Here is a 13,815-nt window from a genome sequence, read left to right on the forward strand (position 1 = left end):
AGAGCAGTGCTCGCATTAGTTGACATCGCTCTCCAATGCGCGCAAGGTGTCGATATGGCGACGACACCACGTGCCCGTGCCAGGGCCCAGACCATGCACGACATCGTCCGCATCGGACGCGAACATCTGGCCACCGACGGTGCCGCGGCGCTGTCGCTGCGCGCGGTCGCGCGCGATCTCGGAGTCGTCTCCTCGGCGGTCTACCGCTATGTACGCAGCCGCGATGAACTGCTGACCCTGCTCGTGGTCGACGGATACAACGCACTCGGCGACGCGGTGGACGCCGCACTGGCCGATGCCCCCGACGATCCGATAGAGCGCCTGCGCGTCGTCGGCCGCACGGTACGCGCCTGGGCCCTGGCCGAACCCGCCCGCTACGGACTGCTTTTCGGCACCCCGGTGCCCGGCTACGACGCCCCCGCGGAACAGACCACCGTTCCCGGCACCCGGGTGATCGCGACGATGCAGATCCTGTTCGCCCACGCCAATCGGGCGGGCCTGCTCACCGCGCCGGCGCGCGAACGGCCCATATCATCGGCGCTCGCCAACAGTTTCGCGGCGATCAGGGACGCCTTCGGCCTCGACGTCCCGGATTGGCTCATCGCCCGCGGCGTCACCATGTGGGTCGGCCTGTTCGGCGCGGTGACCTTCGACGTCTTCGACCAGTACGGCGCGGACACCTTCGCCGACCGCGCCGAACTCTTCGAACTCCAGCTCGACGGATTACTCGACCAACTTGGCTACCGCGGCTGAATCGCCCCTCAGTGCGTCGCGGTCGCGAACGGTGTTGCGACGGGCGCTGATGCGGTTCGATTCGGGTGGTGCCAGTGGCCGCGGCGTTCCAGGATCGGGAGTACGCCCTCGCCGAACCAGTAGGCCTCTTCGATGTGCGGGTAGCCGGAGAGGATGAAATGGGTTATGCCGAGGTCCGCGTATTCGATGAGTCGGTCGGCGACCTCTTCGTGCGAGCCGACCAGGGCAGTGCCCGCGCCACCGCGCACGAGTCCGACTCCGGCCCACAGGTTCGGCGCGATTTCGAGGCGGTCGGTGCGGCCGCCGTGTAGTTCCAGCATGCGCCGCTGCCCTTCGGATTCGCTGCGGGCCAGGCTGGTCTGGACGCGTTCGATGGCGGCCGGGTCGATCCCGGAGAGCAGTCGGTCGGCCTCGGCCCACGCCTGCTCGGAGGTGTCGCGGCTGATCACATGAATGCGCAGGCCATAGCTGAGGTTTCGGCCCTCGGCCGCGGCCAGCCCACGGATCCAATCGAGTTTCTCGCCGACCGCGAGTGGCGGTTCACCCCAGGTGAGGTAGGTGTCGGCGTAACGCGCCGCGACCGGCCCGGCGGGTTCGGAGGAGCCGCCGAAGAATACCGGCGGCACCGGATCGGGGTGGTTGTTGAGCAGTGCGTCGCGGATCTGAATGTGGTTGCCCGCGAAGCTGATCGGCTCGCGCGAGCGCCACAGCTCGCGCACCACGTGCAGGAATTCCGCGGTGCGCGCGTAGCGCTGTTCCTTGTCGAGGAAATCGCCATAGGCCTGCTGCTCATGCGGCTCGCCACCGGTCACCACATTCAGCAGCAGGCGGCCCCTGGAGTGGCGCTGGTAGGTCCCGGCCATCTGCGCGGCGAGGGTCGGGCTGACCAAGCCGGGGCGAAACGCCACCAGAAACTTCAGGGTTTCGGTGGTCTCGACCAGCATGGCGGTGGTCAGCCAGGCGTCCTCGCACCAAGCCCCGGTCGGGGTGAGCACCGCCTCGAAACCGTTGTCCTCGGCGGCCGCGCCGATCTGGTTCAGGTAGCGCAGCGATGCGGGCCGATCACCGGACATCGAGGTGCCGTGGCCACCGGCGATCAGGCCGCGCGAATCGCCGTAGGTGGGCAGAAACCAATGAAACGACAGTGTCATCGACAGCTGCTCCTCGCGGTTCGGATCGGGCCGGATTGTGCACAGACGGCCACGATGCTGCCAGCGCCGCCAGGCCGCGTCACCAATTGAAATCCCGGTGGTTATTACCTCTCGGCGCAGACTTTCGATCGCGTTGCGCACAACTGGTGAGCTGCGGTTCGGTCCGCGCGATCGTGGGGTGATGACATCCACAGAGGCGAAATCCACCACAGACTCCGACCTGGATGCGATCTTCGAACCGATTTTCGACCGCATTGCCCGGGGCGCGGTCGAGCGCGAGATCGATCGTCGGCTGCCCTTCGACGAAGTGGGCTGGCTGCGTGCGGCCAAGTTCGGTGCGTTGCGCGTGCCGGTCGAATTCGGCGGGTACGGCGCGACCGTGCGCCAGCTGTTCCGGCTGCTGATCGAGTTGGCCGCCGCCGAATCCAATCTGCCGCAGGCACTTCGGGTGCACTTCTCGTTCGTCGAGGACCAATTGCTCGCTGAGCGCGGTCCGGAGCGGGAGCGTTGGCTGCGCGCCGTCGCCGTGGGCACACTGGTCGGCAATGCGATCACCGAACCGGGTATCGGCGCGGTCGACCATTACCGAACTCGGGTTACCAGGGACGGCGACCGTTGGCTGCTGAACGGGACGAAGTACTACAGCACCGGATCGCTGTACGCGGACTACATTCTGGCGGCGGCGGATCGCGACGGTGAACGGGTGGGTGTGCTGGTCGACGCGAATGCCGAAGGGGTGCGTCAGCACGACGATTGGGATGGCTTCGGGCAGCGGCTGACCGCCAGCGGCACCACGGAATTCACCGATGTGGTGGTGGCCGACGAGCGGATTCTCGGTCCCGGCTACGGCGTTGCCGGGCCCACCTACGCGACGTCCTACCTGCAGCTCGTGCAACTCGCGGTACTCGCCGGAATAGCGCAGCGCGCCGAACGCGATGCCAGGGAATGGGTCGCGGCGCGTACCCGCGGCTACACCCACTCCGTCGCCGATCTGCCGCGCCAGGATCCGTTGGTCCAGCAGGTGATCGGGCGGTTGTCGGCGGCCGCTTTCGCCGCGCGGGCCAGTGTGCTCGCGGTTGCCGATGTCTTGGACGAGGCATTGGCCGGTGGCGCTCGCGAGGAGGATGTGATCGCAGCCGAACTCGCCGCCGCGCAAGCGCAGCTGGCCGTGATCGATCTGGTGCTGCCCGCGACCACGCTGCTGTTCGAAGTAGGTGGGGCCTCGGTGGTTTCGGAGCGCCTGCGTCTGGATCGCCACTGGCGCAACGCCCGCACCATCTCGGTGCACAACCCTGCCATCCAAAAGGCAAGGGCGATCGGCGATCACCTGTTGAACGGAGCGGACCTGCCGTTCGCTTGGAGCGCGGGCGAACGTAAGGGAGCGGCGGAATGACTCGCCGCATCCGTTTCAACGCCTTCGATATGAATTGCGCGCGCCGCCTCTCGACTCTCGATCACCTGACCAACGGGCGCATCGGCTGGAATGTCGTCACCGGCTACTTGCCTTCGGCCGCACGGAATTTCGGCGCGGACGATCAGCTGGACCACGACGAACGCTACAACCAGGCCGACGAATACCTCGAGGTGCTCTACAAGCTGAGCAACGCCATCCAATCCGCCGTCGCCGCCTTTCAGGAGTTCGACGACGACGGCCGGGAGTGGACGGTCCGCGATATCGGTCGCTGGGCCGGCATCGGCGGCATGGGTCCGGTATTCGTCGGCTCCGGCGCGACGGTCGCCGACCAACTCCAGGACTGGGTCGCCGAAACCGATCTCGACGGTTTCAACCTGGCCTACGCCATTACCCCGGGCAGCTTCGAAGACATTGTGCGCCATGTCGTTCCGGTGTTGTCCGAACGCGGCGCGTACGCCACCGAATACGTTCCGGGCACGCTACGGAACAAGTTACTCGACCAGGGTGATCGCCTGCCGCACGAGCATCGCGGCGCGCGGTATCGCCTGGACGGGCCCGCATCGACCGCACTACCCGACACCGTATCCCGGTCCGGGTCGGCGGTCGGCGCTTGACCAACGGAATCCAAGGAAAGGTCCGAACATGACATCGCAGAATTCCCGCTCCACTCGTTCGGCCGCCGTGATCGGGGCCGGGCAAACCGGCGTCAGCGCGGCGCTCGGATTACTCGACGCCGGATTCGACGTCACCCTCTACAGCGATCGTGACCAGCGGGCGCTGCGCGACGATGTGCCCGCCACCGGCACCGCGCTCGAATTCGGAGAGACACAGCAGGCTGAAGCCGCACTCGGCTTGGACTCCTACACCGCTCGCGCGCCACGCCACACCGGGCTCAGCGTCCGCATCGCGGGGCCCGAGCGCGAAGAACTGATCCAATTCGACGGGCATTTCGACGGATTCGTCGGGGTGGCGGTCGATACCCGGCTGAAGGCCGACGAACGGTTGACCGCGTTTCTCGAACTAGATGGGCGTTTCGTCGTCGAGCAGGTCACCCCCGACAAGCTCGACACCATCGCGGCGGCCGCCGACCTTACCCTGGTCGCCACCGGTCGCGGCGGATTGTCCGAGCTGTTCGCGATCGACGCGGCGCGCACACCCTATGACGCACCGCAACGGTCATTGCTCACCGTCACCGTGACCGGTCTCGACCACGATCCGAGCGTCTTCGCCCATCGCAGCCGGGCCGGCGGCGCGCACAGCGGCTTCTCCATCTTCGCCGAACAGGGCGAGGGCTGGTGGGGTCCGTATCTGCACAAGGACGCGGGCCCGAGTTGGGCATTCCTCGGCTGGGCGCGACCGGGCAGTGAGTGGGAAAGCCGTTTCGCCGCAGCCGATTCGGCGGAATCCGCGCATCGGATCGTGCAGGAGCTCTACCGCGACTTCATCGACTGGGATCTGCCGGAGGTGCTCGCCACCCAGGTGATCGCCGAGGATCCGCATTCCTGGCTCAAGGGTGCGGTCCGGCCGGTGGTCCGCTCCGGGGTGGGGCGCACCGCGGGCGGACATCTGGTGGCCTCCCTCGGCGACACCTCGGCCGCCTACGATCCGATCGCCGGACAGGGCGCACAGAGCGGCCTGATCCAGGCACAGCGGCTGGTAGCGGCGGCCGCCGTGCACGAAGGCCCATTCGACGAGGCTTGGCTCAGCGGGCAGTACGCCGCATTCCTCGCTGCCCGCGGTGACGCCGCGAACAAAGTCACCCGGTTGTTCCTCGGCGATCCGGAACTCGCCGATATCGGCAACCAACTCTTCGCCGCGGCCGCCGTCGACGCGCGGTTCGCGAGCGCGCTCGTCGGTCTGCTGCACCGCCCGCAGCCGTTCCTCGGCGTCGACTCGCCGGCCGCGGCGAGCGCGTTCATCACCGAGGTGACCGGCCAGGACGCGGCCGCACTGCTCGAACGCTTCACCCCGGCCGGACGATTCGGCCGATCCACCTTCTCGAACACCCTCAGCAACGCCTAGCAGAACTGGAGCCGCCATGACCACAGAGCAGATCGCCGACCAGATCCGGTTCGCCTACTGGGTGCCCAATGTCAGTGGGGGACTGGTCACCAGCGATATCGAACAGCGCACCGGCTGGGACTTCGAATACAACAAGAAGCTGGCCCAGACCGCGGAGAACAATGGCTTCGACTACGCCCTCTCGCAGGTCCGCTACACCGCCTCCTACGGTGCGGAGTATCAGCACGAGTCGACGTCGTTCAGTCTGGCCCTGCTCGGCGCGACCGAGCGACTGAAGGTGATCGCGGCGATCCATCCCGGACTCTGGCATCCGGCCGTGCTGGCCAAATTCGGCGCCACCGCCGACCACCTGTCCAACGGTCGCTTCGCCATCAATGTGGTATCCGGTTGGTTCGCGGGCGAATTCACCGCACTCGGTGAGCCGTGGCTCGAGCACGACGAACGCTACCGGCGCAGCGGCGAATTTCTCGAGGTGATCCGCAAGATCTGGACCGAAGACGCGGTGAACTACGGCGGCGACTTCTACCGCATCCGCGACTTCACCCTGAAGCCCAAACCGCTCAATACTCCGCAGCGCCCGAATCCCGAACTGTTCCAGGGCGGTAACTCCACGGCGGCCCGCCGTAACGGTGGCCGCTACGCCGACTGGTACTTCTCCAACGGCAAGGACTTCGACGGTGTCACCGAACAATTGGACGATCTGCGTGGCATCGCCCGTGCGCACCAGCGCGAAGTGAAGTTCGGGCTGAACGGCTTCATCATCGCCCGCGACACCGAGCAGGAGGCGCACGACACCCTGCGTGAGATCATCGAGAAGGCGAACAAGCCCGCGGTGGAAGGCTTCCGGGATGCCGTGCAGCAGGCCGGTGCGTCCACGAAGGATCGCAAGGGTATGTGGGCGGATTCTACGTTCGAAGACCTCGTGCAGTACAACGACGGGTTCCGCACCAAACTGATCGGCACGCCCGAACAGGTCGCCGAGCGCATCGTCGCCTACAAAGAGCTCGGAGTAGACCTGATTCTCGGTGGCTTCCTGCATTTCCAGGAGGAGATCGAGTACTTCGGCGCGAAGGTGCTGCCGCTGGTGCGGGAGCTGGAGGCCGCGCGCACGCCCGCGGCGGTGGTGGGCTGATGACCGCGGTTGCCGCGGATCGGATCGAATCCGCCGCGCAGGCGTATTCGGTTGCGGCACAACTGGCTACCGAGTTCGGCCAGGAGGCCGCGGCCCGGGATCGGGACCGGCGCTTGCCGGTCGCGGAGGTGGACCGGCTCGCCGCGAGCGGATTGCTCGCGATCAGTGTTCCGGCGGCGTTCGGCGGCGCCGATGTGCCGCCCAGCGCGGTGGCCGAGGTCGTGCGGCTGCTCGCGGTCGCCGATCCGAGTATCGCGCAGATTCCGCACAGCCACTTCGTCTATCTGAATCTGTTGCGGCTGGCGGGTACCGCCGATCAGCAGACGCGCTATTTCGGTCGGGTACTGGCGGGTGCCCGGATCGCGAACGCGCAGTCCGAACGGGGCGGCGCGACTGTCGCGGATATCGCCACCACCGTGCGGCCGGTCGGCTCTCGATTCCGCATCGATGGCGTCAAGTTCTACTGTACGGGTTCACTTTTCGCGGATCTGCTGGCCGTGCTCACCCGGCTGGATGATCCCGAGGAACGTAGCGGGCTGCCCGCAGGCGAGTACATCGCGTACCTCCCGGCGGACACTCCCGGCGTGCGAATCGTCGACGATTGGAATGGGATCGGGCAGCGCACCACCGGTAGCGGGACCGTCGCCTTCGACGAGGTCATCGTCGAACGGGAGCAATTGATCGCGCGGTCGGCGGCAGTGCACGCGCCTACCGGCTACGGTGCCTACGCCCAGCTGTTGCACGCGGCCATCGACGCCGGCATCGCGCGCGGAGCACTCACGGCAGCAACGGAGTTCGTTCGCACCTCGAGTCGTCCGTGGTTCGAGTCGGGCGTCGCGCGGGCGATCGATGACCCGCTGCTGATCCAGCGATTCGGCGAGCTGTCGGTCGCGGTAACGGCGGCCGAGGCCACACTGACGGCGGCCGGTGCGGCGGTCGACGCCGCTGTGGACAGCGATAGTGCGACCACACCAGCCGACCTCGCCGCCCGCGCGTCACTTGCGGTGGCCGCCGCAAAGGTACTCGCCGACCGTGCGGCGAACGAGGTCTCCGCCGCACTCTTCGAAGTAGGCGGAACTCGCAGCGCCGCCGCCGACCTCAACCTGCACCACTTCTGGCGCAACGCCCGCACCCACACCCTGCACGACCCGATCCGCTGGAAATACCAGCACATCGGACGAGCAGTGCTACACGACAACCCACCACCGCTGCACGGCGTGATCTGAACGGCGGCACGCGTGTGGTCATCGCCGGGGCGGTGACCACACGCGTGGCACTCGATGAGTTTCAGCGTTCGCTCAATCGGGGTGGGGGAGCACCGTGGGGGAGGCGGGGGCCGATGGCGACCAGACTGCCCGCTGTGCGGCCCTTGCCCCAGCCGAGCTTCTCGCGATAGCGGCCGATGTGATCGGTGGGGATGGTGTGGGTTTCGGGTAGTGGCGTCGATTCCGGATCGACATACAGTGCGTCGGTAGGGCAGTAGGCCTCGCACATGAAGCAGGTCTGGCAGTCGGATTGTCTTGCGATGACCGGTATTCCGGACTCAGTGCGATCGAACACATTGGTGGGGCAGGCATCGACGCACTTGTCGCAGCCGATGCATGCGTCGGCGAGCACGAGCTCGATCATTATGCCACCGCCTGCCGGGCGTCGGTCGAGGTCCAGACGGTGTCGAGGCCGCCGGACAGGATGTGATGGTGCTGAGCCGGGTCCAGCTCCGGGTGGTCGGCGCGCTTGCTCATGCCGCGGGTCTCGGTGCGCGCCAAGGCCGATTCGTACATCAGCCGCCCGACCGCGGTGATCGCCGCCGCCTGCCGGGCGCGGATGCGTTCGTCACCGGTGTGACCGCCGAGCTCACGAGTGGCGTGCTCCCAGACGGTATCGAGTTGATCGAGCGCGGGCTGGAGCCGGTCGCCATGACGGAGGTAGTTCTTCTGGAACGGGAGCAACTCCCGCTGTGCCGCCTCGACGACTTCGGTGGCGGACAGCGATGTGGAACCACTGGGCCGCAGCCCCGTTCGTCCCGCGCCCTGGAGCGCGGCATCGTCTCGGCGGGCCGCGTGCAGCGCGAACCGGGCCGCGCCCGCGCCCGCCCAACTGCCCGATGACATCGCCCACGCCGAATTGTGGCTGCCGCCACCGGTGAAGCCGCCGCAGATCCGTTCTCTGGTCGCCGCGTCACCCGCCGCGAACAGTCCGGGCACCGTGGTCGCGCAATCGTCGTCGACGATATCGATGCCACCGGTGCCCCGAACCGTGCCCTCGGCGAGCAGATCGACCTCGAAGCGATCGGTGAACGGATTGATCCCGCGCCGATCGAACTGCAGGAAGAAGTTGGGCTGGCCGTGCCGCATCTGTGCCTGCACTGTCTCGTCGGCGCGATCCAGCTGTGCGAAGACCTTCTCCGACAACAGCGTTCGGGCGATCACCGAGCGACCCTTCGTCGACCCCGCGCCCTCCAGGACCCGGCCGTCCTCGTGGAAGAACGTGGCGTAACCGTAGTAGGCGGTCTTGGTGATGGTCGAACCCTTGGGCACGATCGCGTAGGCATTGGAGAACTCCATGCCCGAGAAGCGCGCACCCACCTCGGCCGCCATCAACGCACCGTCGCCGGTGTCTACATTGGTGCCGAGGGCGCGGGACAGGAACGCGCACCCGCCACTGGCCAGCACCACCGCACCCGCCGCGATGCGGTAGTCGCGATCGAGTTGACGCTGGTAGCCGGCCGCACCGCGCACCGTGCCCGCATCGTCGACCAGCAGTTCGAGTGCCGGTGCGTGATCGAGGATGCGGACGCCGAGGCGTTTGATCCACGCGCGCATCCGCCGCATGTACTCCGGGCCCTGCACCCCGGTGCGCAGTTGCTCGCCGGTCGCCGGATCCCGCGGGAAGGGGTATTTGCCCTCCACCGCAAGGCGATTCATATTCGTGTACGTCTGATCGAGGACCCGATCCATCCAGTAGTGGTCGGCGAGATGGCCGCCGAGGGCCTCGCGGCTGGCCTTCGCGTTGGCGCGGGCGGTCGCCTCCGGGGCGACGTACCAGACGCCGGTGCCCGAAGGCGCTGTCGCGCCGCTGGTTCCGCAGTAGCCCTTGTCCACGAGTGTCACCTCCGCGCCCGCCTCGCGCGCGCGGATGGCGGCCCAGGCGGCGGCCGGACCGCCGCCGATCACCAGGACATCGGTGCTGGATTGCCAGAGATCACTCATGCGTGCTCCTGATGAGATGTCGAGATCGTGCCGAGAAAAGCAGCAATCGGCGACGGAATGCGAAGAATGCGGGGGCCGCGCAGTTGGCGACCGAACGCAGGGAATTCGAAATCTACGAGCGATGGCGGCCCCGCGAAACTATTCGGATCACCGCGATTCTGAGTGCGGGAGAAATTCCGGTCGCGAGCCCCGCGCGAGATAAGTGCATCGGGCGTAGAACCATTGCCGCGGTGGCTGTGTCGGGCAATAGTGCAGCCGAGAGCCGCACCAGGCCGAGACATCAGGAGGGCCGATGACCGCTGCCGATCAACCGCGTTCGGGCGCACAAGCCGTCGATCGCGCGATTCACGTGCTGAACTGCTTCGAGGGCGACGACCCCGAACTGTCGGTGAGTGAGTTGGCCCATCGTGCCGGACTGCCCGTGAGCACGACCTATCGATTGGCGCAGGCGCTGGTACGCGGCCGATTGCTGGAACAGGATCCGCTCACGGACCGCTATCGCATCGGGCACGGGCTGGCGTCGCTGGCCCGTCCGGCGCTGTCGCGGTTGGGTATCGACGCCGCCGCGCCACACCTCTACGCGTTGGCCGCGGGCATCCGGATCACCGTCAGTCTGAGCATCGCCGACGACCACGACGCCGTCACCGTTTTCCAGGCCCGTCCGCCGGTGTACTTCTGCCCCAACCAGTTGCCACGCGCCCGCCAGCCACTGCGCTCCAGCGCGGTCGGTCATGCGCTGCTGGCATATTCGCCCAGCGTGGCGGTGTCGCCGACGGATCTGGATCGGGTGCGGCGCAGCGGTTTCGCCGTCGAGGTGATCGACAGCGAGGATCCGGTCCGCTCGGTCGCGGTACCGATTCTCGGCCCGGACAAGCAGGTGTGGGGCGCCATCGGCGTACAGGCCCGCTCGGCGCGCCTCAACGATGAACTGGTGCGCGGCATCGTGCCCGCAATGCGCCAGATCGCGGGCCGGATCGGACCGCTGTGCCAGTCCACCGCCGCCATCACGGATGCGCCGCTGGAGTTGTACTCACGGTGATTTCCACAATGTGAAATCGCCATTGCCGCCCATCCCGGCCCGCCCCACCATTGACACAACGCAGCGGGTTATCGCTTCTGCACAATTCACAAAGGTCGTCGAAATGGTTGAATCCATCGCGCTGATCCGCCGTCGCACGGTGGATCTCATGCGCCTCCCGCACGGAGTCTGTCGCGCCTGAATTCGCGGCCGCCGTACTGGCCTCCGCATTCCCGTCCAGGTAATCCGTATCGCTTACCTGTTGCCGCGGTACGTCCAATTCCCGTGCGCGACAGTGCGTATTCAGTGAAAGAAACCCGAAACATGTTGTCCCAGAAAACGAGACCGCGGCTGCTCCGTGCCGTCGCCGCCGCGCTGACCATACCCACCGCACTCGTGGTGCTCGCCGGATGCGGCACATCGGATCCGGGCACCAGCGCCGACGGCAAGGATGTGCTCCGCTACCAGGGCTCGACGGGCCAGGTTTCGGCGTATGAACTGGCCGCCGACCTCGGCTACTTCTCGAAGATCGAACTGCACTGGGAGGGTGACACCACCAGCGGCCCGGCCAATATCCAGGCCGCCGCCACGCGCCAGATCGAATTCGGCAGCGCCTTCAATGGCGCGGTGGTCAAGCTGGTTGCGGGCGGTGCGGCGGTCACCTCGGTGCTCAGCTCCTATGGTGCGGACGAGCAGAGCTATACCGGCTATTTCGTCCGCGACGGCTCCGGCATCAACTCGCCGCGAGATCTGATCGGCAAGAAGGTCGGCATCAACACTCTCGGCGCGCACCATGAATTCGTCACCCGCGAATGGCTGCATCAGCAGGGACTGACCGATCAGGAGATCAAGCAGGTCGAGCTGATCGTGGTGCCGCCGGCCAATACCGAGGACGCGCTGCGCAAGGGCCAGATCGATGTGGCCGCCCTCGGCAGTGTGTTCCGCGAGAGCGCGGTCGGGCGCGGCGGTATCCACGCGCTGTACACCGACAAGGATCTGTTCGGTCAATTCGACTACGGCACTTATGTTTTCCGTAAGGACTACATTGCCCAGCACCCCGAGGCGGTCAAGGATTTCGTCCAGGGCACCGCACGTGCGACGCGCTGGCTGCAGGTGACACCGCGCGACGAGGTGGTGGCCCGCTTCGCCCAGATCATCAACAAGCGCGGCCGCAACGAGAACACCGAACTGCTGAAGTTCTGGCGGAGTTCGGGCATTCCGGTGCCGGGCGGCGTTGTCGCAGAGAAGGAACTGCAGATCTGGATCGATTGGCTGGTCCGCAACGGCGACGCGCCGTCGGGCAAGTTGTCGGCGAAGGATCTGTTCACCAACAAGGACAACCCCTACGCGAACGGCACTTACGGTCCGACCACCGGTCCGACCGGTGAGGCGGTGGCGGCGAAATGAGTCAGGTGAAACTCGCGCTGAACGGCGTGCGCAAACAGTTCCCGGTTCGTGGTTCGAACGAGAAGTTCACCGCGATCGAGGACATCTCGCTGGAACTGCGTGAGGGTGAGTTCCTGGTGCTGGTCGGGCCGAGTGGCTCGGGCAAGTCGACGCTGCTCGATCTGCTCGGTGGCCTGAGCAAGCCGACAGAGGGCCGAATCCTGTTGGACGGCCAGCCGATCAGCGGCCCCGGCCTGGACCGGGGGATTGTCTTCCAGCAGTACGCACTGCTGCCGTGGCGCACCGCCCTGGCCAATATCGAATTCGGTTTGGAGGCGAAGGGTGTGCGGCGCAGGCAGCGCCGGGCGATCGCGGCCGAATATCTGGACCTGGTGGGGCTGGTCGGATTCGGCGACCGCTATCCGCACGAACTATCCGGCGGCATGAAGCAACGCGTCGCCATCGCACGCAGCCTCGCCTTCGATCCGGAGGTGCTGCTGATGGACGAACCGTTCGCCGCACTCGACGCCCAGACCCGAGAGTCGTTGCAGGACGAGCTGTTACGCATCTGGAAGGCGACCGGCAAGACCATCCTGTTCATCACCCACGGCATCGACGAGGCCGTGTACCTCGGCCAGCGGGTGGCGGTCTTGACCTCACGGCCGGGCCGGGTCAAGGCCGTTTTCGATATCGACATCGATCGGGACTCCGGTGTGGACGTCCGATCCAGCGAGCCGTTCCGGGAGGCCAGGCACCGGATCTGGTCGCAATTGCAGAGCGAGGTCACCCGCGCGCAGGGGCTCGAACTGTCGTCCGCCACGAGTAACGAGAAGAGGCCGGTTCATGTCTAGCGCACTGCAAGTCATCGAGAAGGCGCCGCGCGCCATCGTGCCCGAGCCGGTCGTCGCCTCGGCGCGGGAAGTCGCCGTGCCGCCGCTGCTGTTGCGTGCACTGCGTACCGTCGCGCTGGTCGGCTGGCGCATCTTCAAGCCCGCCATCGCCTTCGCGCTATTGCTCGCGATATGGGAGATCGCCCCTCGGATCGGACTGGTAGACGAGGTCTTCCTGCCGCCGTTCTCGGTGGTCGCCCAGGCTTTCGTCAATCTGGTGCAGAGCGGTCAGATGTGGGAACACGTTTCGACCAGCCTGACCCGCTCGGCGAGTGGGTTCTCCCTCGCTCTGGTGGTGGCGATTCCGATCGGTATCGGCATCGCCTGGTACAAGCCGGTCGCCGACTTCCTCAATCCGATCCTCGAATTCTTCCGCAATACCGCGGCTTTGGCGTTGCTGCCGGTGTTCATCCTGATTCTGGGGATCGGGGAGACGTCGAAGGTGGCGGTCGTGCTCTACGCGAGCTTCTTCCCGATCCTGTTGAACACCATCACCGGTGTGCGCACGGTTGATCCGCTACTGATCAAATCGGCGGTGTCGCTGGGATTCTCGCCCCTGCGACTGTTCCAGAAGGTGATCCTGCCCGCCGCGGTGCCATCGATCTTCACCGGGGTGCGGATGGCGGCGGCCTCATCGATCCTGGTACTCATCGCGGCCGAAATGGTCGGTGCGCGTGCCGGGCTCGGGTATTTGATCACCGCGGCGCAGCAAAACTTCCAGATCCCCAATATGTACGCGGGCATTCTCGCCATTTCGATATTGGGGCTGACCTTCAACGGGTTGCTCGTCGCCCTGGAACGCCGGCTGTCGCGCTGGCGCACCACATCCGGTCTGTAACT

General features: G+C 66.5%; 12 protein-coding genes and 1 pseudogene. 10 read left to right on the plus strand and 3 right to left on the minus strand.

Features of this window, described 5'->3' with window-relative positions; translation table 11 throughout:
* Positions 1-54: 54 nt before the first annotated feature.
* The gene (locus OG874_RS12420; protein WP_330255277.1) at positions 55-753 is read left to right on the plus strand and encodes a TetR/AcrR family transcriptional regulator; all 699 of its coding nucleotides are present in this window, start codon (positions 55-57) and stop codon (positions 751-753) included.
* 8 nt (positions 754-761) lie between these two features.
* Here the strand turns inward: OG874_RS12420 and OG874_RS12425 are convergent, their stop codons facing one another.
* Positions 762-1,904 carry an LLM class flavin-dependent oxidoreductase gene (locus OG874_RS12425; RefSeq protein WP_330255278.1) on the minus strand — a complete coding sequence of 381 codons (1,143 nt, stop codon included), beginning with the start codon at positions 1,902-1,904 and terminating at the stop codon, positions 762-764.
* A 181-nt stretch (positions 1,905-2,085) separates the two neighbouring features.
* Between OG874_RS12425 and OG874_RS12430 the strand changes: the two genes are divergently transcribed.
* From OG874_RS12430 to OG874_RS12450, 5 genes and pseudogenes are all read left to right on the plus strand, one after another.
* A complete protein-coding gene (locus OG874_RS12430; protein WP_330255279.1) occupies positions 2,086-3,297 on the plus strand; it encodes an acyl-CoA dehydrogenase family protein in 1,212 nt (403 codons plus the stop codon).
* A gap of 38 nt (positions 3,298-3,335) precedes the next feature.
* Positions 3,336-3,932: pseudogene (locus OG874_RS12435) on the plus strand (LLM class flavin-dependent oxidoreductase); the annotation flags it as partial.
* A gap of 28 nt (positions 3,933-3,960) precedes the next feature.
* Positions 3,961-5,340 carry a styrene monooxygenase/indole monooxygenase family protein gene (locus OG874_RS12440; protein ID WP_330255280.1) on the plus strand — a complete coding sequence of 460 codons (1,380 nt, stop codon included), beginning with the start codon at positions 3,961-3,963 and terminating at the stop codon, positions 5,338-5,340.
* A 16-nt stretch (positions 5,341-5,356) separates the two neighbouring features.
* Positions 5,357-6,472: a dimethylsulfone monooxygenase SfnG gene (sfnG, locus tag OG874_RS12445; protein WP_330255281.1), complete on the plus strand. Its 1,116-nt coding sequence runs from the start codon at positions 5,357-5,359 to the stop codon at positions 6,470-6,472.
* Entirely contained in the window at positions 6,472-7,698 is a 1,227-nt protein-coding gene (locus OG874_RS12450; RefSeq protein ID WP_330255282.1) for an SfnB family sulfur acquisition oxidoreductase, read from the plus strand. Before sfnG ends, OG874_RS12450 begins: the two co-directional genes overlap by 1 nt.
* A 61-nt stretch (positions 7,699-7,759) precedes the next feature.
* On the opposite strand, the gene OG874_RS12455 is transcribed toward OG874_RS12450, so the two are convergent.
* Both OG874_RS12455 and OG874_RS12460 read right to left on the minus strand, forming a co-directional pair.
* Entirely contained in the window at positions 7,760-8,101 is a 342-nt protein-coding gene (locus tag OG874_RS12455; protein WP_330255283.1) for a 4Fe-4S dicluster domain-containing protein, read from the minus strand.
* The gene (locus OG874_RS12460) at positions 8,101-9,681 is read right to left on the minus strand and encodes an FAD-binding protein (RefSeq protein WP_330255284.1); all 1,581 of its coding nucleotides are present in this window, start codon (positions 9,679-9,681) and stop codon (positions 8,101-8,103) included. The genes OG874_RS12455 and OG874_RS12460 overlap by 1 nt, the downstream gene beginning before the upstream one ends.
* Positions 9,682-9,973: 292 nt before the next feature.
* On the opposite strand from OG874_RS12460, the gene OG874_RS12465 reads away from it, so the two are divergent.
* From OG874_RS12465 to OG874_RS12480, 4 genes are all read left to right on the plus strand, one after another.
* A complete protein-coding gene (locus tag OG874_RS12465; RefSeq protein WP_330255285.1) occupies positions 9,974-10,720 on the plus strand; it encodes an IclR family transcriptional regulator in 747 nt (248 codons plus the stop codon).
* 303 nt (positions 10,721-11,023) lie between these two features.
* Positions 11,024-12,106, plus strand: a complete 1,083-nt coding sequence (locus tag OG874_RS12470) for an ABC transporter substrate-binding protein (protein ID WP_330255286.1) — start codon at positions 11,024-11,026, stop codon at positions 12,104-12,106.
* Complete coding sequence (locus OG874_RS12475; protein WP_330255287.1) at positions 12,103-12,936, plus strand: ABC transporter ATP-binding protein; 834 nt, start codon at positions 12,103-12,105, stop codon at positions 12,934-12,936. The genes OG874_RS12470 and OG874_RS12475 overlap by 4 nt, the downstream gene beginning before the upstream one ends.
* On the plus strand, positions 12,929-13,813 hold the full coding sequence (locus OG874_RS12480; RefSeq protein WP_330255288.1) for an ABC transporter permease: 885 nt from the start codon (positions 12,929-12,931) through the stop codon (positions 13,811-13,813). Before OG874_RS12475 ends, OG874_RS12480 begins: the two co-directional genes overlap by 8 nt.
* Positions 13,814-13,815 lie beyond the last annotated feature (2 nt).

This window comes from Nocardia sp. NBC_00565 (assembly GCF_036345915.1).
In the GTDB taxonomy this organism is placed as follows: domain Bacteria; phylum Actinomycetota; class Actinomycetes; order Mycobacteriales; family Mycobacteriaceae; genus Nocardia.

Excerpts from the sequence above, each read along its gene's own strand:
- OG874_RS12460 (WP_330255284.1), bottom strand. The coding sequence starts at position 9,681 with ATGAGTGATCTCTGGCAATCCAGCACCGATGTCCTGGTGATCGGCGGC.
- OG874_RS12425 (WP_330255278.1), bottom strand. The coding sequence starts at position 1,904 with ATGACACTGTCGTTTCATTGGTTTCTGCCCACCTACGGCGATTCGCGC.
- OG874_RS12465 (WP_330255285.1), top strand. The coding sequence starts at position 9,974 with ATGACCGCTGCCGATCAACCGCGTTCGGGCGCACAAGCCGTCGATCGC.
- OG874_RS12470 (WP_330255286.1), top strand. The coding sequence starts at position 11,024 with ATGTTGTCCCAGAAAACGAGACCGCGGCTGCTCCGTGCCGTCGCCGCC.
- OG874_RS12475 (WP_330255287.1), top strand. The coding sequence starts at position 12,103 with ATGAGTCAGGTGAAACTCGCGCTGAACGGCGTGCGCAAACAGTTCCCG.
- OG874_RS12420 (WP_330255277.1), top strand. The coding sequence starts at position 55 with ATGGCGACGACACCACGTGCCCGTGCCAGGGCCCAGACCATGCACGAC.
- sfnG (WP_330255281.1), top strand. The coding sequence starts at position 5,357 with ATGACCACAGAGCAGATCGCCGACCAGATCCGGTTCGCCTACTGGGTG.
- OG874_RS12450 (WP_330255282.1), top strand. The coding sequence starts at position 6,472 with ATGACCGCGGTTGCCGCGGATCGGATCGAATCCGCCGCGCAGGCGTAT.
- OG874_RS12430 (WP_330255279.1), top strand. The coding sequence starts at position 2,086 with ATGACATCCACAGAGGCGAAATCCACCACAGACTCCGACCTGGATGCG.
- OG874_RS12480 (WP_330255288.1), top strand. The coding sequence starts at position 12,929 with ATGTCTAGCGCACTGCAAGTCATCGAGAAGGCGCCGCGCGCCATCGTG.
- OG874_RS12440 (WP_330255280.1), top strand. The coding sequence starts at position 3,961 with ATGACATCGCAGAATTCCCGCTCCACTCGTTCGGCCGCCGTGATCGGG.
- OG874_RS12455 (WP_330255283.1), bottom strand. The coding sequence starts at position 8,101 with ATGATCGAGCTCGTGCTCGCCGACGCATGCATCGGCTGCGACAAGTGC.